This window comes from Pseudomonas plecoglossicida NBRC 103162 = DSM 15088, assembly GCF_000730665.1.
In the GTDB taxonomy this organism is placed as follows: domain Bacteria; phylum Pseudomonadota; class Gammaproteobacteria; order Pseudomonadales; family Pseudomonadaceae; genus Aquipseudomonas; species Aquipseudomonas plecoglossicida.
In genome coordinates, this window is record NZ_BBIV01000008.1 from 1 (window position 1) to 21,206 (window position 21,206).

Genomic DNA, 21,206 nt, shown 5'->3' on the forward strand with positions numbered 1-21,206 from the left:
CGTGGGGTCGCGTTGCGGCGGCCTTGAGATCGAGCGCCGCCCGCGCGGCGCATCGCGAGCTCTGCTCGCTCCTACAGTTGTTGAAACGTACCTATGCCTGATATGCCATGGCTGCGAGCCTTGAAGGCTCGACGCGATATCTCGGCGGACGGCAAAAGCGGAAAACCATGGCCTGACAGGCCATGGCACGTTGCAACAAACGTAGGAGCGAGCAGAGCTCGCGATGCGCCGCGCGGGCGGCGCTCGATATGCGCTGCGCCACCCCACCAACCCCAAGACAGGCACCCAGCTGCCGTCAATTTTTTGCTTTGCCGCTTTTGCCGCCCGCCAATTGCCGCTTTCTCATCTTCAAGCGGAAGCACATTGCCGCTTTTCTGGCATCGCCATTTCCCCCGCAGCCTCCCAAGCCCAGCATTCACGGGCTTTCAAGACCTTGGCACAGCTCTTGCTCTACCTTCGCCAACGACATTCCGGTCAACCTTCGAAGGTTTCCCCGACATGAGCATCAGTTTCGACAAGGCCCTTGGCATCCACGAAAAAGCCCTGGGCTTCCGCGCCCAGCGCGCCGAAGTGCTGGCCAACAACATCGCCAACGCCGACACGCCCAACTACAAGGCGCGTGACATGGACTTCTCGTCGGTGCTCGCCGCCGAGAGCCAGAAGCAGCAAAGCGGTGGCCGCTTCGCCATGGACCGTACCAACAGCCGCCACATCGAGGCCGAAGGCCTGGCGATGGCCGACGACACCCTGCAGTACCGCACCCCTACGCAGCCGTCGATCGACCAGAACACCGTGGATGCGCAGATCGAGCAATCGAACTACACCGAGAACGCCATCGGCTTCCAGGCCAGCTTCACCTTGCTCAACAGTAAATTCAAAGGGCTGGTTTCGGCCCTGCGCGGAGAGTAGTCATGTCCCTTGCCAGTGTCTTCCATATCGCCGGTAGCGGCATGAGCGCGCAGAACACTCGCCTCAACACCGTCGCCTCCAACATCGCCAACGCCGAGACCGTCTCGTCGAGCATCGACCAGACCTATCGCGCCCGTCATCCGGTGTTCGCCACTACCTTCCAGGACGCCCAGGCCGGCACCAGCCAGTCGCTGTTCGAGGATCAGGGCGGGGCGTGCAGGTCAAGGGCATCGTCGAGGACCAGAGCAACCTGGAGGCGCGTTACGAGCCCAATCACCCGGCGGCGAACAAGGACGGCTACGTCTACTACCCGAACGTCAATGTGGTCGAGGAGATGGCCGACATGATCTCCGCCAGCCGCTCGTTCCAGACCAACGCCGAGCTGATGAACACCGCCAAGAACATGATGCAGAAAGTCCTGACCTTGGGTCAGTGATAAGGAATCCAGACCATGGCAGTCGATAGCACCAACGGTGTGAACCTCAACGATGTCCTTTCGGCATCGGGTGTCGGTGCGCCCACCAAGAAGACCACCGATACCGCTTCCAAGACCGGCTCCGACGCGCTCGGCAAGGACGCGTTCCTGCAGCTGCTGGTTACCCAGATGCAGAACCAGAACCCGCTCGATCCTCAGGACAACAGCGAGTTCGTCGCCCAGTTGGCGCAGTTCAGCAGCCTCGAAGGCATCACCAACCTCAATGACTCGGTGACCAGCATCACCAACGCCCTGGCCTCGTCCCAGGCGCTGCAGGCTTCGTCGCTGGTCGGGCGCTCGGTGATCGCGCAGAACGACAAGGCGGTGGTCGATACCGCCGAAAGCTTCAACGGCCAGTTCATCGTGCCGCAGGCGATCAGCGAAGCGAAGATCACCATCAAGGACAAGGACGGCAACACCGTCAAGACCATCGAGCTGGGCGAGCAGAAAGCCGGTTATGCCGACTTCATCTGGGATGGCACCAATGCCAGTGGCGAGAAAGTCGACCCGGGCACCTACACCTTCACCGCCAGCACCACCGTCGATGGCCAGAGCGTGCAGATGAACACCCTGCTGCCGGCCAAGGTGACCAGCGTCAGCTTCAACGCCACCGGCGAAATGGTGCTGAACCTCGCAGGTGTCGGCAAGGTTTCCCTCTCCGACGTACAAACCATCGGTATCTAAGACCCGCTAGCGCGGCACAGGAGCAAATTCATGTCTTTCAATGTCGGCCTTAGCGGTCTGTACGCAGCAGAAAAACAACTGGACGTTACCGGCAACAACATTGCCAACGTCAATACCACCGGTTTCAAGTCCTCGCGCGCCGAGTTCGCCGACGTCTATGCCGGTGCCAACCGCCTGGGTGTGGGCAAGAACCAGGTCGGTGCCGGTGTGCGCCTGGCGGCGGTGTCGCAGCAGTTCTCCCAGGGTGACGTCAACTCCACCGGCAACGTGCTGGACATGGGCATCCAGGGCCAGGGCTTCTTCGTGCTGTCCGACAACGGTTCGCGCGTCTATACCCGCGCAGGTGCCTTCCAGGCGGACAAAGACAACTTCGTGGTCACCTCGGACGGCCTGCGCCTGCAAGGCTATGCCGCCGACTCCACCGGCAAGATCCAGAAGGGTGTGCTGACCGACCTGAAGATCGACACTTCGGCGCTGCAGCCCAAGGCCACCACCCTGATCGACCAGGGCATCAACCTCAACTCCTCGGCTGCCGACATTCCGCTGCAGGTCTATGACAGCAACACGCCACCCGTGCTGGTGCCGAACAAGGTGTTCGACCCATCCGACGAGACCACCTACACCAAATCGTTCCCGACCAAGGTCTACGACAGCCAGGGCAACGAGCACACCATGGAGCAGTTCTACCGCAAGACCGGCACCAACGAGTGGACCATGTACACCCTGGTCGACGGGCGCAACCCGTTCGACCCGTCGTCCACCACGCCGCTCACCGGTACCATCAACTTCAACAGCGATGGCTCGGTTGCCAGCATGACCGCCGATAACACCGGCCACCCGGCGGGTGCCTCGTTCACGGTGACCAACAACACCTTCACCATGACCGGCTGGGTGCCTGCCGTGGAAGATTCCGCGGGCAACTGGGCAGGCAACGGCGCCGCTGGCAATGCCGCAGGCATGAAGCTGTCGATGAACAGCACCACCTCCTACAACACCGAGACCGCGCGCATGTCGCAGTCCCAGGACGGTTATGCCACCGGCATCCTGTCGAGCCTGAGCATCGACTCGACCGGCGTGCTGTTCGCCAGCTTCAGCAACCAGCAGTCGCGTGCCATCGGCCAGGTGGCCCTGGCCAGCTTCGCCAACGAGCAAGGCCTGCAGCAGATTGGCGGTACGCGCTGGACCGAGACCTACACCTCGGGCATCCCGGGTATCGATGCGCCGAAGACCGGCACCCTGGGCAGCGTCGAGTCCAATGCGCTGGAAGGCTCCAACGTCAACCTGACCCAGGAGCTGGTCGAGCTGATCAAGGCGCAGAGCAACTACCAGGCGAACGCCAAGACCATCTCCACCGAAAGCACAGTGATGCAGACCATCATCCAGATGACCTGATGGTCGCTGCTTGATGGTGTGTGGACGAACCCCTTTGTCGTGAAGGGGTTCGTCGTTTTTGCCGGAGGACTCATGAAGAAGCTGCTGGTCGCGATGCTGGGTGCTTTCTGCCTGTACCAGGCGCAGGCAGGTACTGCGCCGTGGTGGCGTTGGGAGAGCCAGGTGGATGGGCGCCTGGTGTGCTCGCAATGGTCGCCGGGGGAGGGCTGGAAGCGGTTTGCCGGGCCCTACAACAATGGTGGCTGTCGCGATAGGTGATTGCCGTTCTGGCCTTATCGCGTTGCCGCCACCGGCAACCCGGCGCCGGATAACCGTCGTCCAGGCGCCCGCCCGATATCGCAAGGCCCGTATTCACGGGCTTTTTCACGCTTTCAAGAAGTTGGTTCGGAACTTGCTTTAGTGCCTGCACAGCAACGGCAGGCGGCAAACGCTCGCCAGTGCAGCGGAGGATGACTGTGGACAAGATGCTTTACGTGGCCATGACCGGCGCCAGCCAGAACGCGCTGGCGCAGAAGGCCCACGCCAACAACCTGGCGAATATTTCCACCAATGGCTTCCAGCGCGACCTGGAGCAGGCGCGCTCGATGCCGGTGTTTGGCGACAGCTTTCCGTCACGGGCGTTCGCCATGACCGAACGGCCGGCCACCGACTTCAGCGAAGGCCCGATGGTCGAGACCGGGCGCGACCTGGACGTGGCCGTGGCCGGGCAGGGCTTCATCGCCGTGCAGGCGCCCGATGGCAGCGAAGCCTATGTGCGTACCGGCAGCCTCAACATCGATGCCCTCGGCGTGCTGCGTGCCGGCAACGGCATGCCGGTGATCGGCAACGGTGGTCCGATCGCCATTCCCCCCGAGCAGAAAGTCGAGATCGGCGCCGACGGCACCATCAGCATCCGCTCCATGGGCGAAGACCCACGGGTGATGGCCGAGGTCGACCGCATCAAGCTGGTCAACCCCGACACCAAAGGCCTGAACAAGGGCCTGGACGGTCTGATCCACACCGAAAATGGCCAGCCGGCCGCTGCCGACGTCAACGTCCGGGTGGTCTCGGGCTTCCTGGAGGGCAGCAACGTCAACGCCGTGGAAGAAATGGCCTCGGTGCTGACGCTGTCCCGTCAATTCGAACTGCACGTGAAGATGATGAACGCGGCCAAGGAAGGCGACGAAGCCATGGCGCGTGTTTTGCAACTCGGCTAACCACACTTGAACGGGTGCCGTAAAACAGGCGCACGAGGAGAAAACTGATGCTTCCGGCTCTTTGGGTCGCTAAAACCGGCCTGTCCGCCCAGGACACCAACCTCACGGTCATTTCCAACAACCTGGCCAACGTTTCGACCACCGGTTTCAAGCGTGACCGTGCCGAATTCCAGGACCTGCTGTATCAGATCAAGCGCCAGCCAGGTGCCCAGTCGACCCAGGACAGCGAACTGCCGTCGGGCCTACAGGTCGGTACCGGCGTGCGCATCGTCGGCACCCAGAAAAACTTCCAGACCGGCAGCCTGCAGACCACCGAAAACCCCCTGGACATGGCGGTCAACGGCCGTGGCTTCTTCCAGGTGCTGCAGCCCGATGGCACCGTCTCGTACACCCGTGACGGTACCTTCCACCTGAACTCCGACGGCCAGATCGTCACCGCCAACGGCTTCGCCCTGGAGCCTGCGATCGTGGTGCCGAACGACGCCCAGACCTTCACCGTCGGCCAGGACGGCACCGTGTCGATCACCACCGCCGGCAACCCGGCCGCGCAGGTCATCGGCAACCTGCAGACCGCCGACTTCATCAACCCGGCCGGCCTGCAGGCGATCGGCGACAACCTGTTCCTGGAAACCGCCGCCAGCGGCGCGCCCCAGGTCGGTACCCCGGGTTTGAACGGTTTCGGCACCACCCTGCAGCAGACCCTGGAAAACTCCAACGTCAGCACCGTCGAAGAGCTGGTGAACATGATCACCACCCAGCGCGCCTACGAGATGAACTCCAAGGTCATCTCCACCGCCGACCAGATGCTTTCGTTCGTCACCCAGCAGCTGTAAGCCCAAGGCCTAGTCCCTGTTACACCGTGAGGTAAGCGTCATGAAACGTTCGTTGTCCGTCTTCGCCCTGGGGGGGGCGGTGTTGCTGGCTGGTTGCGTCGCGCCGACGCCCAAGCCCAACGACCCGTACTATGCGCCGGTCCTGCCGCGCACCCCGTTGCCGGCGGCGGCCAACAACGGTTCGATCTACCAGGCCGGCTTCGAGCAGAGCCTGTACACCGACCGCAAGGCCTTCCGGGTCGGTGACATCATCACCATCACGCTCAACGAGAAGACCTCTGCGAGCAAGAACGCCGGCTCGCAGATCCAGAAGAACAGCAAGGCCGACATCGGCCTGACCTCGCTGTTCGGCACCACCCCGAGCACCAACAACCCGTTCGGCAGCGGTGACCTGTCCCTTGAAGCCGGCTACAGCGGTGACCGCGCCACCAAGGGCGACAGCAAGGCGACCCAGGGCAACACCCTGACCGGCTCGATCACCGTCACCGTCGCCGAAGTGCTGCCCAACGGCATCATTGCCGTGCGCGGCGAGAAGTGGCTGACCCTGAACACCGGCGAAGAGCTGGTGCGCATCGCCGGCATGGTGCGTGCCGACGACATCGCCACCGACAACACCGTGCCGTCGACCCGGGTGGCCGATGCACGCATCACCTATTCGGGCACCGGCTCGTTCGCCGACGCCAGCCAGCCGGGCTGGCTGGACCGCTTCTTCATCAGCCCGCTCTGGCCCTTCTGAGTACGGATGAACATGTTCAACCTAAGGCAGCTGATTGCCGCGACCTTGCTTCTGTCCTGCGCGTTCGGTGCCCATGCCGAGCGCCTCAAGGACATCGCCAGCATCTCTGGCGTGCGTTCCAACCAGTTGATCGGCTACGGCCTGGTGGTGGGGCTCAACGGCACGGGTGACCAGACCACCCAGACGCCGTTCACCCTGCAGACCTTCAACAACATGCTGTCGCAGTTCGGCATCAAGGTGCCGGCCGGCTCCGGCAACGTGCAGTTGAAGAACGTCGCCGCGGTGTCGGTGCATGCCGACCTGCCGGCCTTCGCCAAGCCTGGCCAGGTGGTGGACATCACCGTGTCGTCGATCGGAAACTCCAAGAGCCTGCGCGGCGGCAGCCTGCTGATGACGCCGCTCAAGGGTATCGACGGCAACGTCTATGCCATCGCCCAGGGCAACCTGGTGGTCGGCGGCTTCGACGCCGAGGGTCGCGACGGTTCGAAGATCACCGTCAACGTTCCGTCGGCCGGTCGCATTCCTGGTGGCGCCTCGGTAGAGCGCGCGGTGCCGAGCGGTTTCAACCAGGGCAACACCCTGACCCTGAACCTCAACCGCCCGGACTTCACCACCGCCAAGCGCATCGTCGACAAGGTCAACGAACTGCTCGGCCCGGGTGTGGCGCAGGCCGTCGACGGTGGCTCGGTACGGGTCAGCGCACCGATGGACCCGAGCCAGCGCGTCGACTACCTGTCGATCCTGGAGAACCTCGAGATCGATCCGGGCCAGGCCGTGGCCAAGGTCATCATCAACTCGCGTACCGGCACCATCGTCATTGGCCAGAACGTCAAGGTCTCGCCGGCGGCGGTGACCCACGGCAGCCTGACCGTGACCATCACCGAAGACCCGATCGTCAGCCAGCCGGGGCCGTTCTCCAATGGCCAGACCGCCGTGGTGCCGCGCTCGCGAGTCAATGCCGAACAGGAAGCCAAGCCGATGTTCAAGTTCGGCCCGGGCACCACGCTGGATGAGATCGTCCGTGCGGTGAACCAGGTCGGCGCCGCGCCCAGCGACCTGATGGCCATCCTCGAAGCCCTGAAGCAGGCCGGCGCGTTGCAAGCCGACCTGATCGTGATCTGAGGAGCCAGCCGATGAACTCCAAGAGCCTGGTGTCCAGCAGCGCCGACAGTGGCGCCTACACCGACCTCAATCGACTGAGCTCGCTCAAGCACGGCGACCGCGATAGCGATGCCAACGTGCGCAAGGTAGCCCAGGAGTTCGAGTCGCTGTTCATCAGCGAGATGCTCAAGGCCTCGCGCAAAGCCGGTGATGTGCTGGCCGACGACAACCCGATGAACAGCTCGACGGTCAAGCAGTACCGCGACATGTACGACCAGCAGCTGGCCGTGAGCATGTCCCGCGAAGGGGGCGGTATCGGCTTGCAGGACGTGCTGGTGCGCCAGCTGTCGAAGCACAAGGGCGCTTCGGTCAACACCAGCCCGTTCCCGCGGATCGAAGGCGCTGCCCCGACGCTGTGGGGCAACAAGGTGGCCGAACCCGTGCACACCGCCCAGTCGGCCAGCCGCAATGACGTGGCCGCGTTGAATTCGCGCCGCCTGGCCTTGCCCGGCAAGCTTACCGACCGCCTGCTGGCCGGTATCGTGCCGTCCGCCGCAAACCCGGCCGCAGCCATCAATAGCGCCGCCGTGCCGGCCCGTGACGGGCAGCAGGTGGCAAGAGCCATCGCCGTGCCTGACAACGGCCTGCGCATCACCGGCCGCGCCGTGGCCCAACCACCGCTGGCGCCGAAGAAAGCTTTCGCCGACAGCGACGCCTTCGTCGCCACCATGCTGCCGATGGCCGAGCAGGCGGCCAAGCGCATTGGCGTCGACCCGCGCTACCTGGTGGCCCAGGCGGCGCTGGAAACCGGTTGGGGCAAGTCGGTCATGCGCAACAGCGATGGCAGCAGCAGCCACAACCTGTTCGGCATCAAGGCCACCGGCAACTGGGAAGGCGATTCGGCGCGGGCGATCACCAGCGAGTTCCGCGACGGCCAGTTCGTCAAGGAAACGGCGGCGTTCCGTTCCTACGATTCCTACCAGGACAGTTTCCACGACCTGGTCAGCCTGCTGCAGAACAACGCCCGCTATCAAGATGCGGTGAAGGCGGCCGATAAACCAGAACAGTTCGTGCAAGAGTTGCAGAAGGCCGGGTACGCCACAGACCCGAACTACGCCAGCAAGATCTCGCAGATCGCAAGACAGATGAAGTCGTACGAGCAATACGCAGCGCTCGGTACCACAACGAAACTTTAAGGGTATGGAACCATGGCGAGTCTGATCAACATTGGCATGTCGGGGCTTGGCGCCGCGCAGTCGGGGATGTACACCCTCGGCAACAACATCGCCAACGCCGACGTCGAGAGCTACTCGCGCCAGCAGAACGTGCAGAGGACCAAGGGCGGCCAGCAGGTCGGCCAGGTCTTCATGGGCAGCGGCACCACGCTGGCCGATGTGCGCCGGGTGTACAACTCGTTCCTCGAGAACCAGCTGCGCACCACGACTTCGCTGAGCAGCGATGCGTCCTCGTACCTGGAACAGATCTCGCCACTGGACACCGCCCTGTCCGGCAGCGACACCGGCATCACCGCCGCGCTGCAGAGCTTCTTCAGCGCCATGCAGGACGCTGCGGCCAAGCCCACCGAGGATGCCTCGCGCCAGCTGCTGCTGACCAGCGCCCAATCCCTGAGCAAGCGCTTCAATACCCTGTCGGCGCAGCTCAACCAGCAGAACAGCAACATCAACGCCAACATGGCGTCGCTGGCCGATCAGGTGAACAACCTGACCAAGACCATCGCCGAGCTCAATGAGCAGATCTCTCGCGTCAGCTCCATCACCGGCCAGCCCAACGACCTGCTCGACCAGCGCGATGGCGCAGTGCGCGAGCTGAACAAGCTGATCGGCACCGACGTGGTCGAGCGCGACGGCAACTACGACATCTACCTGAAGAACGGCCAGGCCCTGGTGCTGGGCAAGACCACCCAGACCCTGGGCGTTGCCCCGAGCGCGGCCGACCCGACGCGCATGAGCCTGATCCTCAATCGCGGCTCGACCAAGATGGACATCACCAGCAGCACCACCGGTGGCGAGCTGGGCGGCCTGATTCGCTACCGTAGCGAAACCCTCGACCCTGCGCTCAACGAGCTGGGTCGTGTGGCCCTGGTGGTGGCCGACGCAATCAACAGCCAGCTGGCCCAGGGTATCGACAAGAACGGTGAATTCGGCGCCGCGCTGTTCGGCGACATCAACAGCGCCAAGGCCATCAGCGAGCGCAGCATCGCCAAGAACACCAACAGCGCAGGTTCCGGCAACCTCGATGTGACCATCAAGGACACCGGCAAGCTGAGTACCAGCGACTACCAGGTGACCTTCACCAGCGCCACCGGCTACAGCGTGCGCAAGCTGCCCGAAGGCACCGACATGGGCAGCTTCGACCTCAACGACACGCCGCCGCCGGTCATCGATGGGTTCACCCTGTCGCTCAACGGCGGTGGCCTGAGCGCCGGTGACAGCTTCAAGATCACCCCGACGCGCAATGCCGCGGCCAACATCGAAACCACCCTGACCGACCCCAAGCGTCTGGCCATGGCGGCGCCGTTGACCGGTACCAGCGGTTCGGGCAACAAGGGCACCGGCACCATCACCCAGCCGAACCTGACCTCGAAGCTGGACATCTACGACTCGGCCCAGCGCGCGCAGCTGCAGACCGGCCTGAAGTACTCCACCCCGGTCAAGCTGGTGTTCGGCGACGATACCAGCTCGCCCCAGGCCTACAAGATGTACGACGCCAAGGGCACCGAGATCGGCAGCGGCACCATCGTGCCGGGCCAGGACAACAAGCTGCAGCTGTCGGTGCCGATGGTCGATGCCAACGGCAACTCGCTGGGCAGCAGTTTCACCTTCGAGATGAACGTTTCCGGCGCCCCGAAAAACGGCGACAGCTTCACCGTCGGCATGACCGCGGCAGGGTCGGCCGACAACCGCAACGCCCAGTCGGTGATCGACCTGCAGACCAAATCCACTGTCGAGGTCGGCGCCGATGGCAAGGGCATCAGCTTCACCGATGCCTACGCCAAGCTGGTGTCCAACGTCGGCGGCAAGGCCGGCCAGGCGCAGATGGACAGCGACGCCACCACGGCGCTGCACACCTCGGCGCTGGAAAGCCGCAACAACCTGTCGGGTGTGTCGATCGACGAAGAGACCGGCAACCTGATCAAGTTCCAGCAGTACTACACCGCGTCGTCGCAGATCATCAAGGCGGCCCAGGAAACCTTCGCCACCCTGATCAGCAGTCTTTAAGGAGCCGTAGATCGTGAGCGTACGCATCTCTACTTCGCAGTTCTACAACACCAACCAGGCCAACTATCAGAAGAACTTCGCCAACACGGTGAAGACCCAGCAGGAGGCCAGCGACGGTATTCGCGTGCGCTCGGCCAAGGACGACCCGGTCGGCGCCGCGCGCCTGCTGCAGCTCGAACAGCAGCAGAACATGCTCAGCCAGTACCAGGGCAACATCACCAGCGTGCGCAACGCGCTGGGTACGGCCGAGAGCACCTTGAACTCGATCGGCACCATCCTCCAGCGGGTCAACGAGCTGGCGGTGAGCTCCGGCAACGCCAGCTTCACCGACGCCGACCGCAAGGCCAACGCCGCCGAGCTGGACTCATTGGAGCAGCAGCTGTTCACCCTGATGAACAGCAAGGACGAGAACGGCAAGTACCTGTTCTCCGGCTCCAAGGGCGATACCCAGCCCTATGTGCGCAATGCCGATGGCACCTACTCCTACCAGGGCGACCAGACCCAGTTGAAGCTGCAGGTAGGCGACATGATCAGCCTGGCCGCCAACGAGACCGGTTATGACGCCTTCGAGCAGGCCCTGAACACCAGCCGCAGCGAGACGCATCTGACCGCGCCGAGCACCGACGACGGTCGCGTCAGCCTGTCCAATGGCCAGGTGGCGGGCAGCGCCACCTACAACGATCGCTTCCGCAGCGGTGAGCCTTACAGTGTCGAGTTCACCAGCAGCACGCAGTTCAAGATCACCGACGCCAACGGCAACGACGTGACCATGGAAGCCACCCAGGGTGGCAAGTTCGACCCGAACGGCGATAACACCATGGTCAGCTTCCGCGGTGTCGACCTGCGCCTGGATGTCAGCTTCAAGCCGGGCGACGAGGCCAACCCGGATGCCGCCATTGCCGGCCACACGTTCAGCCTGAGTTCCAAGGCCGACGAGATTTCCGGCACCCGCAGCGCGGGCAACCCCTCGTCGACCCAGGTCACGGGCGCCAGGATCACCGACCAGGCCGCGTACAAGGCGGCCTTCCCGGAAGGCGCGGTGCTCAAGTTCACCAGCGCCACCGACTTCGAACTGTATGCCTCGCCAGTCAGTGCCAACAGCAAGCCGATCTCCAGTGGCACCCTCAGCGGCACCACCGCCACTGCCATGGGTGTGGAGTTCGAGCTGTCGGGCGCGCCGAGCGCAGGCGACTCGTTCGCCATCAAGGTCGACACCCACCAGACCCAGAACATCCTCGACACCCTCAGCCAGCTGCGTACCGCGCTCAATACGCCAGTCGACGGTGATCCGGCGGCCGCGCAGGCATTCAAGGCCGCGCTGGACTCGGCCATCGGCAACGTCAGCAGTGCCAGCAACCAGGTCACGTCGTCGATCGCTTCCATTGGTGGGCGTGGCCAGGCGCTGGATGTCCAGGCAGAAACCAACGACGCCCTGAGCACCGAGAACCTCAAGACCCAGAGCTCGATCCGCGAGAGCGACCCGGCCGAGGTAATGGTGCGTCTGCAGATGCAGACCAACATGCTGCAGGCCTCGCTGCAGGCCTATGCCAAGGTCGCCGGCCTGTCGCTGGTCAACTACATCTGATCACGCTGCGTGCGTAGTCAATCGTGCGCCGCCACCGTCAGGTGCGGCGCACTTTTTTTTCCAAGGTCGTCAACGTGAACGAAAAAACCCTCGTCAGTATCGTCATTCCAACCTACAACCCACGTTTCTTCGCGATGGCCTTGCACAGTGCCTTGGGGCAGACCTACGAGGCGCTGGAGGTGCTGGTCTGCGACGACAGCGAAGGCGATGAAATCGAGGCCATTGTCGCGGCTGTAGAAGGGGAGCAGCGGGCGCGCCTGCGCTATGTGCGCAATGTGCAGCGCCAGGGCTTCGTTGCCAATGTCGTGCGTGCAGTCGAGCTGGCCCGTGGCGAGTTGGTCAAAGTGTTGTGCGATGACGACCGCCTGTTCCCGCAATGTGTGGAGCGTCAGGCCGAGGCCTTGGCGCAGCATGATGAAGTCGGCCTGGTGCTGTCCCAGCGTGTGCTGTGTGACGAGAATAATTTCATTTTGCCAATGCGCCTGGCCAATGCGCGTTTTGCCAATGTCGACAGCCTGTTCAAGGGCGAGGACATGCTGGCGCTGCTGGATGGGCGGCCGATCAACTTCATTGGCAATTTTTCTGCAGCCCTGATGCGTCGCGAACAGGCCCTGCAATGGTTGCAAGCATTGACTGGCGAAGGGCAGTGCTTCGTGGCGCTGCTCGACCTGGCGCTGTTCGCCTGTCTGATGCGCCGGGCCAACATGGTCATGCTCAGCGAGCCCGGGTTGATCGAGCGCCTGCACCCGCAGCGCCTGAGCAAGCAGGAAGCCCTCGTCCAAGGCGCGCCCCAGGAATGGCGCTGGCTGATGCAGATGCTTGCGGCGCGCAGCGGTGAGGCTGCCCCCGCCAGCGGTTGGGTGCGCTATGTGCCTTTGCTTGAAGTGCACCAGCAGCCGCGGCAGTGGCAAGAGCAGTGCGTGGCGCGGATTATCAGCAACTGGCAGACACGCTTGAAAGGGCGAGTAGGCAGCGAGTGCGAGAGCTACGCCGAGTTGTATGAGCAATGGTTGGCGGTGCGACGCTTCAGTGATGTCCAGCGTCGGCTGCTGCCACAAGTGGTTGCCGCCTGGCCGCGGCAACCGCGCATCGTCCCGGTGGTGCTGGATGTCGACGGCGACGCCAAGGCTGTCGAAGTCACCCTCGACAGCCTGGCAGGGCAGCTCTATCCGGTGCATGCCTGTGTGGTGCTGGCTGACCAGGTCCCGGTCAGCAGTATTCCCCTGATACAGCAGCCGCTTCAGGTTGACTGGCCGCGACAATTGAACCCGTTGTTGGCCTCTTTGGAAGATGCCGACTGGGTCTACCTGTTGCGCGCCGGTGATCGACTGAGCGAATCGAGCATCTTGCTGCTCGCCGAGCGTGCCGCGGTGTTCCCGAACCTGGCCTGCGCCTACAGTGACGAGGGTGCCTGGCTCGACGGCAAGCCCGGCGAGCCGGTCTTCAAGCCGGATTTCAACCTTGATCTGCTGCGAAGCTACCCCTATGTCGGCCGTACCCTGGCCTTTGCCCGCGAAGCCCTGCTCGAACTGGGTGGCCTGGATGGCGAGTTCGGCGAACTGGCGCCCCATGATCTGCTCTGGCGCCTGGTCGAAACGCGCGGGCCGCAGGTGGTCGAGCATATCGCCGAAATCCAGGTGCAATCGCTTTTGAGCTTCGCCCAATGGCTGTCACTGCCAGAGGTGGTCACGCAGAGTGAGCCGGTGTTGGCTGCACACCTGCAGCGGCTGGGTGTAGCGCACCGCATTCGGCATGACGATCTGCCGTTGCTCAATCGGGTCGATTACCTGCATGCAGGCGCGCCGTTGGTGTCGATCATCCTCCCTGTCGGTAGCGATCTGGCCCGCTTGCAGGCCACTCTCCAGGGGGCGATCGAGCGCACCAGCAACAGCCATTACGAAGTGCTGCTGGTGGCAGGTGCCGAGGTGGCGCCAGATATGGCCGCCTGGTTGCAAGCCATGGACGAACTTGGCGCCGGAATGTTGCGCGTGGTCCGCGCCAACACTGGCAAGCTGCGTAGTCAGCTGATTGACGCGGCCGTCGCCGAGGCGCGAGGGGAGTATCTGCTGTTGCTTGATGCTTCGGTGCAGGTACTGGAGGGCCAATGGTTGGACGAAATGCTGCAGCACGCTCAGCGTGCCGAAGTGGCCGTGGTCGGAGCCAAACTGGTCAACACCTCAGGGCGCGTGGTCGAGGCGGGCAGGGTGCTGGGCGTTTCCAGTGTCGCAGGCCCGGCCTTCGCGGGTGAGGACCTGCAGGCCCGTGGTTACCTGCAACGCCTGCAAGTGGTTCAGGATTGGAGCGCCGTTGGGGGTGACTGCCTGATGGTGCGCAAGGCGGTGTTCGAGGAGCTGGGTGGGCTGAGTGCCCAGCCGCTTGAGCAGGGTCTTGCCGAGTTGGACCTGTGCCTGCGCGCAGGGCGACTGGGTTACCTGGTGGTGGGCACGCCTCACGCGGTGCTGCTCAAGTCGGAGCCTGTGGCCTCGGTAGAGCCAGTCGATCAGCAAGTGCTGCTTGAACAGCAGCAGGTATTCTGCGAGCGCTGGTTGGGCAAGGTCGTCCGCGACCCGGCCTACAACCCCAGCTTGGGCCTGGCGACCGCCGACTTCAGCCTTGAGCCCAGCCTGCGCGGTAGCTGGAACCCACTGTGTGCACGTGCAGTGCCTGCTGTTCTAGGGTTGCCTATCAATGACACGGCGGTGGGGCATTACCGAGTCGATCAGCCGTTCCGCCAGCTGGAGGCGGCGGGGCGAGTCGTGGGGCGAATTGTCTATGAATCGCCCACGGTCGTGCAGCTCGCGCGCATGGACCCGGACGTGATCATCCTGCAATTGCGTCATGCCGAAGATTCGGTGCGTGATATCGAGCGCATCGCACGCTTTTCCAATGCCCGGCGCATTTTTGAAATCGACGACTACGTGCTCAGTGCGCCGAAAAAGAATACTCATGCGCGCAACAAGCCTGCGGACATCGAGCAGCACCTGCGCCGTGGCATTGGTTTGTGCGACCGGCTTGTGGTCACCACCGAGGCGCTGGCCAATGCGCTTTCAAGCATGCATACCGATATCCGCGTGGTCCCCAACATGCTGGCGCCGCACCTGTGGGCAGACCTGCCGGCAAGCCGTCGCGGCAGCGCCAGCAAACCAAGGGTGGGCTGGGGCGGTGGTACCAGCCACAGTGGTGACCTGGAAATCATTGCCGAGGTGGTGCGCGAGCTGGCCAACGAGGTCGAGTGGGTGTTCTTCGGCATGTGCCCGGAAGCGTTGAAGCCTTACATCCACGAGTACCATCCAGGTGTTCCGCTGCATCTTTATCCCGCCAAGCTGGCAAGCCTGAATCTCGATCTTGCCTTGGCGCCGTTGGAGTTCCACATCTTCAACGACTGCAAGAGCAACCTGCGCCTGCTTGAGTATGGTGCTTGTGGCTACCCGACCATCTGCACGGATACCGCAGCCTACCGTGGCTACCTGCCCTGCACGCGTGTGTACAGCAACAGCACCGAGGAGTGGTTGGAAGCGATTCGCTCACACCTGGCCGACCCGGCTGCCAGCTACCGCATGGGCGATCAATTGCGCGAGGCGGTGATGCGCGACTTCGTGCTGCGCGATGACAACCTGCGGCATTGGGAGTGGGGCTGGCTGGCGGATTGACCTTTGCCAGGGGCCGCGTTGCGGCCCTTGTTGTTTCTGAATTCTACAGATTGGCGCATTTCCTGCAGTACCCCGTCGATATCGCCATAAATCCTTCACCCTGGCGGTCCGGGGGCGCGAAGTACATGAGGAAATCGATGAAGGCAGTCATTCTGGCGGGTGGCCTCGGCACCCGCATCAGCGAGGAGTCGCACCTCAAGCCCAAACCGATGATCGAGATCGGTGGCAAGCCAATTCTTTGGCACATCATGAAGCAGTATTCGGCGCATGGTATCCACGATTTCGTGATCTGCCTGGGCTACAAGGGCTATGCGATCAAGGATTTCTTCGCCAACTACTTCCTGCATACCTCGGACGTCACCTTCGACATGCGCGCCAACCGCATGGACGTGCACCAGAACTACAGCGAGCCATGGCGCGTGACCCTGGTCGACACCGGTGACGAAACCATGACCGGTGGCCGACTGCGCCGCGTCGCACGCTATGTGGAAGACGAACAGGCGTTCTGCTTTACCTACGGTGATGGGGTTTCCGACCTCAACATCGGTGCGCTGGTCGATTTCCACCTGGGCCACGGCAAGCTGGCCACCGTCACCGCCGTGCAGCCGCCGGGGCGCTACGGCGCCTTGCAGCTTGACGGTCAGCTGGTGCGCGGCTTCAGCGAGAAACCACGGGGTGATGGTGGCTGGATCAACGGCGGCTTCTTCGTCCTGTCGCCGAAAGTCATTCCCTATATTGCCGCCGATGCCACGCCATGGGAGGCCGAGCCGCTGGTGACGCTGGCCGAGCAAGGCCAACTGATGTCGTACGAGCACGATGGCTTCTGGCACCCGATGGACACCCTGCGCGACAAGAATCACCTGGAGCAGCTCTGGGCCAGCGGGGAGGCGCCATGGAAGCAATGGGACTGAGCGCCGCCTTCTGGGCCGGCAAACGTGTCCTCGTCACCGGCCACACCGGTTTCAAGGGCAGCTGGTTGGTGCTCTGGCTGCAGAGCCTTGGTGCCAAGGTCACAGGTTTTGCCCTCGACCCCTCGACCGAGCCCAGCCTGTTCGAACTGGCGCGGGTCGGCGAGGGTATCGACGACCGCCGTGGCGATGTGCGCGACCTGGGTGTGCTGCTGGAGCTGGTCGCCGAGGTCGAGCCGGAAATTGTCCTGCACCTGGCGGCCCAGCCGCTGGTGCGCGAAGGCTACCGTGACCCGCTGGGTACCTATTCGACCAATGTCATGGGTACCCTCAACCTGCTCGAAGCGGTGCGCCAGGTCGGTGGCGTACGGGCCTGCGTGGTGGTCACCACCGACAAGGTCTACGCCAACCAGGAATGGCCGTGGCCCTACCGCGAGAACGAAGCACTCGGCGGGCACGACCCGTACAGCAGCAGCAAGGCCTGCTGCGAGATTCTCGCGCAATCCTATGCCGCGTCCTTCTTCCCGGCCGAGGGCTTTGCCGAGCATGGCCTGAGCCTGGCCACGGCGCGTGCCGGCAATGTGCTGGGCGGAGGCGACTTTTCGCCTGAGCGGCTGATCCCGGATGTGCTCAAGGCCTGGTCCGATGGCGAGCCGGTGACCTTGCGTTGCCCGCAGGCGGTTCGCCCCTGGCAGCATGCCCTGGAGCCACTGGCGGGCTACCTGCAGCTGGCGGCCGGTTTGTACGAGCAGGGCCAGCGTTTCGCGGGTGCCTGGAACTTCGGCCCAGGCGAAGACGACATGTGCAGCGTCGGCGAAGTGGTGCAACTGCTCGCCGGCCTGTGGCCCGAGGCGCCTGGGGTCGAGTTCCGCAAAAGCGACATGCACGAAGCCGGGCTGCTGCGCCTGGACAGCTCGCGGGCGCGCCAGGCGCTCGGCTGGCGGCCGCGCTGGTCGTTGCACGAATGCCTCGACCGCACCCTGGGCTGGCACCTGGCCTGGCGCAAGGGCATGGACATGCGCGCCGTCAGCCTGACCCAACTGAGCCTGTACCAGGAGTCGTTGTGAGCGATTACACCTTGCACCCCTTGCCGCTGTGGGGCCTGGCTCGGGTCGAGCATTGCCGTCGCGAAGACCCGCGCGGTGCTTTCACGCGCCTGTATTGCGAAGACAGCCTGGAGCGTTTCGGCGCCCCGTTCCACATTCGTCAGATCAACCGTTCGCTGACCCGCGAGCGCGGCAGTGTGCGCGGCCTTCACTACCAGGCCGGGCCGCAGCCGGAAAGCAAGTACATCACTTGTCTGCAGGGCGAGGTGTGGGATGTGGTGGTCGACCTGCGCGCCGGCTCGCCCACCTTCCTGCACTGGCACGCCGAGCACCTCAAGGCCGGGGAGGGCAGCAGCCTGCTGGTGCCCGCCGGTTTTGCCCATGGCTTCCAGGCGCTCAGCGACGACGCCGAACTGCTCTACCTGCACAGCGCGGACTATGCCCCCGAGCACGAGGGGGGGGTGTCGGCGCTCGACCCGCGCCTGGCCATCGCCTGGCCGTTGCCGGTAATCAACCTCTCGGCCCGGGATCAGCAGCATCCTTGGCTGGACGAACGTTTCAGCGGAGTGACCCTATGACTTGCCGTGGTTGCGGCAGTGCCCTGCACCTGCCTTTGATCGACCTGGGCACCTCGCCGCCCTCCAACGCCTACCTGCGCCCCGAGCAACTGGCCGAGGCCGAGCAGTGGGTGCCGCTGAAGGTGGCGGTGTGCGAGCAGTGCTGGCTGGTGCAGACCGAGGACTACACCCGCGCCGAGCAGCTGTTCGATGCCGACTATGCGTATTTCAGCTCCTACTCCAGTTCCTGGCTGGCCCATGCCGAGACCTACGTAATGGGTATGGTCGAGCGTTTCGGCCTGGGGACGCACAGCCGCGTGGTGGAGATCGCCGCCAACGACGGCTACCTGCTGCAGTACGTGGCCCGGCGTGGCATCCCCTGCCTGGGCGTGGAGCCGACCCGCAGCACGGCCGATGCGGCACGCGCCAAGGGGCTGGAGATCCGCGAAGTGTTCTTCGGTCGCGAGGTGGCGGCGGGGCTGCTGGCAGACGGGTGGGGCGCCGACCTTATGGCGGCCAACAACGTGCTTGCCCATGTGCCGGACATCAACGACTTCCTGGGTGGTTTCGCCACCCTGCTCAAGCCCACAGGCGTGGCGACGTTCGAGTTTCCGCACCTGCTGTCGCTGATTGCCGAGCACCAGTTCGACACGCTGTATCACGAGCACTACTCGTACCTGTCGCTGACGGCGGTGAAGACCCTCTGCGAGCGCAACGGCCTGGAGATCTTCGACGTCGAGGAGCTGCCGACCCATGGCGGCTCGCTGCGGGTGTTCGTGCAGCGTGTCGATGGCGAGCGCCGTGCGCTGGCCCCTGCAGTGGCCGACCTGCTGGCGATGGAAGACCGCGTAGGCGTGCGCACGGCCGCGTTCTACGCGTCCCTGGCGCCCGCCGCCGAGCGCATCAAACTGCAGCTGCTGCGGTTCCTGCTCGAGGCCAAGGCCGCCGGCAAGCGCGTGGTCGGCTATGGCGCCGCCGCCAAGGGCAACACCTTGCTCAACTATGCCGGGGTCAAGGCCGACCTGCTGGCCTGGGTGGCCGACGCCAACCCGCACAAGCAAGGCAAGTTCCTGCCTGGCAGTCGCATCCCGGTGGTCGCGCCCGAGCGCCTGCTGCAGGAGCAACCGGACTATGTGCTGGTACTGCCGTGGAACCTGTTGCGCGAGGTCAGCGAACAACAGGCCGTGGTCCGCCAGTGGGGAGGGCAGTTCGTCATCGCCGTCCCCGAGTTGACCGTACTATGAGCCCTCGGCATGTGCTGGTGACCGGCGCCACCGGGTTTGTCGGCAGGCACCTGGTGGCCGAACTGCTGGCGCGCGGCTGCCGTGTCCGCGCGCTGGCGCGTGACGCTCGGCGAGCCCGCAGCCTGCCGTGGTTCGACCGGGTGCAATTCGTCGCCGGCGACTTGCAGCAGGCCAGCGCCGAGCAAGTGGCTGGCTGGGTCGAGGACATCGATGCATTGGCGCACCTGGCCTGGCCGGGGCTGCCCAACTACCAGGCGCTGTTCCACCTGGAACAGAACCTGATGGCCGACTACCACTTCATCAAGCATGCGCTGCAAGGTGGGGTAGGGCAGGTGCTGGTCACAGGCACCTGTTTCGAATACGGCATGCAGAGTGGCCCGCTGGACGAGCAGTGCCCGGCGCGCCCGGCCAATCCCTATGGCTTGGCCAAGCACAGCCTGCATCTGTTTCTCCAGGCCTTGCAGCAACAGCACCCGTTCACCTTGCAATGGGCGCGGCTGTTCTACCTGCACGGCGAGGGGCAGAACCCCGGCAGCTTGCTGGCGGCGCTCGACCGTGCCATCGACAGCGGTGCGACCGCGTTCGACATGTCCGGCGGCGAGCAGTTGCGCGATTTCCAGGCTATCACCGAGGCTGCGCGTCAGCTCGCGGGTGTGTTGCACTGCCGGCAGTTCTCGGGCGTGGTCAATTGCGCCAGCGGCCAGCCGGTCGCCGTGCGCAGCCTGGTTGAGCAACGTTTGCGCGAGCGCGGCGCAAGCCTGCAGCTGAACCTTGGTCATTATCCCTATCCGACCCACGAGCCCATGGCGTTCTGGGCGGTCACCGACCGTTTGCAACACGTGCTGAAATCCACTACCGAGCCCGTGCGCCACTAGCACCGCGCGGACACCACTTTCAAGAGGCTTCACATGAGCGACAAGACGCCACAGCAGGTATTCGCCGAAGAGTGCCAGGCCGAGATCCGCGACCAGGGCAACGATACCGCACTGTGCGAGCTGGCCAAGACCTTCTACAACGAGTCGGCCAAGCACAAGTACACCTACCATTTCAGCTGGATGGGCCGCCCGATCATCCAGCTGCCCCAGGACATGGTCGCCATGCAGGAGCTGATCTGGAAGCTCAAGCCTGACCTGATCATCGAATGCGGCATCGCCCACGGCGGCTCGATCATCTACTACGCGTCGATGATGGAGCTGGTGGGGCATGGCGAAGTACTCGGTATCGACCTGGACATCCGTTCGCACAATCGCGAGGCCATCGAAAGCCACCCGATGTTCAAGCGCATCAGCATGATCCAGGGTTCGAGCATCGACCCGGCGATTGTCGAGCGCGTGCGGGCGCTGGCCGAGGGCAAGAAGGTCATCGTCGTGCTCGACTCCAACCACACCCACGAGCACGTGCTCGCCGAGCTGCGTGCCTATGCACCACTGGTGTCGCCGGGCAGCTACTGCGTGGTGATGGACACCGTGGTCGAGGACATGCCCGAAGACGCCTTCCCCGATCGCCCCTGGGGCGTTGGCGACAACCCGCGCACCGCCGTGTGGGCTTACCTCAAGGAAACCGAGGACTTCGTCATCGATGCCGAAGTCCACGACAAGTTGCTGATTACCGTGGCCCGAGATGGCTACCTGCGCCGCGTGCGCTGAACCCT

General features: G+C 64.0%; 18 protein-coding genes and 1 pseudogene. All 19 read left to right on the forward strand.

Annotated elements, in window-relative coordinates; all coding sequences use genetic code 11:
- Positions 1-498 precede the first annotated feature (498 nt).
- The 19 genes and pseudogenes from flgB (at position 499) to PPL01S_RS05830 (ending at position 21,201) form a co-directional block, all read left to right on the forward strand.
- Entirely contained in the window at positions 499-909 is a 411-nt protein-coding gene (flgB, locus tag PPL01S_RS05740; RefSeq protein ID WP_012315562.1) for a flagellar basal body rod protein FlgB, read from the forward strand.
- A 2-nt stretch (positions 910-911) separates the two neighbouring features.
- Positions 912-1,345 (forward strand): annotated as a pseudogene (flgC, locus tag PPL01S_RS05745) (flagellar basal body rod protein FlgC).
- Between the two features lie 15 nt (positions 1,346-1,360).
- Entirely contained in the window at positions 1,361-2,068 is a 708-nt protein-coding gene (flgD, locus tag PPL01S_RS05750; RefSeq protein WP_016393857.1) for a flagellar hook assembly protein FlgD, read from the forward strand.
- A gap of 30 nt (positions 2,069-2,098) precedes the next feature.
- Positions 2,099-3,460 (forward strand): flagellar hook protein FlgE, encoded by a 1,362-nt coding sequence (flgE, locus tag PPL01S_RS05755; protein ID WP_028625144.1) that lies wholly within the window; start codon positions 2,099-2,101, stop codon positions 3,458-3,460.
- A gap of 72 nt (positions 3,461-3,532) precedes the next feature.
- Positions 3,533-3,718 (forward strand): hypothetical protein, encoded by a 186-nt coding sequence (locus PPL01S_RS05760; RefSeq protein WP_016393855.1) that lies wholly within the window; start codon positions 3,533-3,535, stop codon positions 3,716-3,718.
- Positions 3,719-3,915: 197 nt separating this feature from the next.
- Positions 3,916-4,656, forward strand: coding sequence for a flagellar basal-body rod protein FlgF (gene flgF / locus PPL01S_RS05765; protein WP_016393854.1), 741 nt, complete (start codon positions 3,916-3,918; stop codon positions 4,654-4,656).
- A gap of 47 nt (positions 4,657-4,703) precedes the next feature.
- Entirely contained in the window at positions 4,704-5,489 is a 786-nt protein-coding gene (flgG, locus tag PPL01S_RS05770) for a flagellar basal-body rod protein FlgG (protein WP_008098720.1), read from the forward strand.
- A 40-nt stretch (positions 5,490-5,529) separates the two neighbouring features.
- Positions 5,530-6,225 (forward strand): flagellar basal body L-ring protein FlgH, encoded by a 696-nt coding sequence (flgH, locus tag PPL01S_RS05775; RefSeq protein WP_008098722.1) that lies wholly within the window; start codon positions 5,530-5,532, stop codon positions 6,223-6,225.
- Between the two features lie 12 nt (positions 6,226-6,237).
- The gene (locus PPL01S_RS05780) at positions 6,238-7,347 is read left to right on the forward strand and encodes a flagellar basal body P-ring protein FlgI (protein ID WP_016393853.1); all 1,110 of its coding nucleotides are present in this window, start codon (positions 6,238-6,240) and stop codon (positions 7,345-7,347) included.
- An 11-nt stretch (positions 7,348-7,358) separates the two neighbouring features.
- Positions 7,359-8,522, forward strand: a complete 1,164-nt coding sequence (flgJ, locus tag PPL01S_RS05785; RefSeq protein ID WP_016393852.1) for a flagellar assembly peptidoglycan hydrolase FlgJ — start codon at positions 7,359-7,361, stop codon at positions 8,520-8,522.
- Positions 8,523-8,534: 12 nt separating this feature from the next.
- Positions 8,535-10,565, forward strand: a complete 2,031-nt coding sequence (gene flgK, locus PPL01S_RS05790; protein WP_016393851.1) for a flagellar hook-associated protein FlgK — start codon at positions 8,535-8,537, stop codon at positions 10,563-10,565.
- Between the two features lie 13 nt (positions 10,566-10,578).
- Positions 10,579-12,150, forward strand: coding sequence for a flagellar hook-associated protein 3 (locus PPL01S_RS05795; protein WP_028625143.1), 1,572 nt, complete (start codon positions 10,579-10,581; stop codon positions 12,148-12,150).
- Positions 12,151-12,224: 74 nt separating this feature from the next.
- Positions 12,225-15,800, forward strand: a complete 3,576-nt coding sequence (locus tag PPL01S_RS05800; RefSeq protein WP_028625142.1) for a glycosyltransferase — start codon at positions 12,225-12,227, stop codon at positions 15,798-15,800.
- 137 nt (positions 15,801-15,937) lie between these two features.
- Positions 15,938-16,711, forward strand: coding sequence for a glucose-1-phosphate cytidylyltransferase (gene rfbF, locus PPL01S_RS05805; protein WP_016393848.1), 774 nt, complete (start codon positions 15,938-15,940; stop codon positions 16,709-16,711).
- Complete coding sequence (gene rfbG, locus PPL01S_RS05810) at positions 16,693-17,775, forward strand: CDP-glucose 4,6-dehydratase (protein ID WP_028625141.1); 1,083 nt, start codon at positions 16,693-16,695, stop codon at positions 17,773-17,775. The genes rfbF and rfbG overlap by 19 nt, the downstream gene beginning before the upstream one ends.
- Entirely contained in the window at positions 17,772-18,332 is a 561-nt protein-coding gene (locus PPL01S_RS05815; protein WP_016393846.1) for a dTDP-4-dehydrorhamnose 3,5-epimerase family protein, read from the forward strand. The genes rfbG and PPL01S_RS05815 overlap by 4 nt, the downstream gene beginning before the upstream one ends.
- The gene (locus PPL01S_RS05820; protein WP_016393845.1) at positions 18,329-19,555 is read left to right on the forward strand and encodes a class I SAM-dependent methyltransferase; all 1,227 of its coding nucleotides are present in this window, start codon (positions 18,329-18,331) and stop codon (positions 19,553-19,555) included. Before PPL01S_RS05815 ends, PPL01S_RS05820 begins: the two co-directional genes overlap by 4 nt.
- Positions 19,552-20,430 (forward strand): NAD-dependent epimerase/dehydratase family protein, encoded by an 879-nt coding sequence (locus tag PPL01S_RS05825; RefSeq protein WP_028625140.1) that lies wholly within the window; start codon positions 19,552-19,554, stop codon positions 20,428-20,430. Before PPL01S_RS05820 ends, PPL01S_RS05825 begins: the two co-directional genes overlap by 4 nt.
- A gap of 33 nt (positions 20,431-20,463) precedes the next feature.
- Positions 20,464-21,201 carry a cephalosporin hydroxylase family protein gene (locus tag PPL01S_RS05830; protein ID WP_016393843.1) on the forward strand — a complete coding sequence of 246 codons (738 nt, stop codon included), beginning with the start codon at positions 20,464-20,466 and terminating at the stop codon, positions 21,199-21,201.
- Positions 21,202-21,206: the final 5 nt, after the last annotated feature.

What these genes read in the sequence shown, in the direction of transcription:
- flgB (WP_012315562.1), top strand. Translation starts at nt 499, where the DNA reads ATGAGCATCAGTTTCGACAAGGCCCTTGGCATCCACGAAAAAGCCCTG.
- flgD (WP_016393857.1), top strand. Translation starts at nt 1,361, where the DNA reads ATGGCAGTCGATAGCACCAACGGTGTGAACCTCAACGATGTCCTTTCG.
- flgE (WP_028625144.1), top strand. Translation starts at nt 2,099, where the DNA reads ATGTCTTTCAATGTCGGCCTTAGCGGTCTGTACGCAGCAGAAAAACAA.
- PPL01S_RS05760 (WP_016393855.1), top strand. Translation starts at nt 3,533, where the DNA reads ATGAAGAAGCTGCTGGTCGCGATGCTGGGTGCTTTCTGCCTGTACCAG.
- flgG (WP_008098720.1), top strand. Translation starts at nt 4,704, where the DNA reads ATGCTTCCGGCTCTTTGGGTCGCTAAAACCGGCCTGTCCGCCCAGGAC.
- flgH (WP_008098722.1), top strand. Translation starts at nt 5,530, where the DNA reads ATGAAACGTTCGTTGTCCGTCTTCGCCCTGGGGGGGGCGGTGTTGCTG.
- PPL01S_RS05780 (WP_016393853.1), top strand. Translation starts at nt 6,238, where the DNA reads ATGTTCAACCTAAGGCAGCTGATTGCCGCGACCTTGCTTCTGTCCTGC.
- flgJ (WP_016393852.1), top strand. Translation starts at nt 7,359, where the DNA reads ATGAACTCCAAGAGCCTGGTGTCCAGCAGCGCCGACAGTGGCGCCTAC.
- flgK (WP_016393851.1), top strand. Translation starts at nt 8,535, where the DNA reads ATGGCGAGTCTGATCAACATTGGCATGTCGGGGCTTGGCGCCGCGCAG.
- rfbF (WP_016393848.1), top strand. Translation starts at nt 15,938, where the DNA reads ATGAAGGCAGTCATTCTGGCGGGTGGCCTCGGCACCCGCATCAGCGAG.
- rfbG (WP_028625141.1), top strand. Translation starts at nt 16,693, where the DNA reads ATGGAAGCAATGGGACTGAGCGCCGCCTTCTGGGCCGGCAAACGTGTC.
- PPL01S_RS05820 (WP_016393845.1), top strand. Translation starts at nt 18,329, where the DNA reads ATGACTTGCCGTGGTTGCGGCAGTGCCCTGCACCTGCCTTTGATCGAC.
- PPL01S_RS05825 (WP_028625140.1), top strand. Translation starts at nt 19,552, where the DNA reads ATGAGCCCTCGGCATGTGCTGGTGACCGGCGCCACCGGGTTTGTCGGC.
- PPL01S_RS05830 (WP_016393843.1), top strand. Translation starts at nt 20,464, where the DNA reads ATGAGCGACAAGACGCCACAGCAGGTATTCGCCGAAGAGTGCCAGGCC.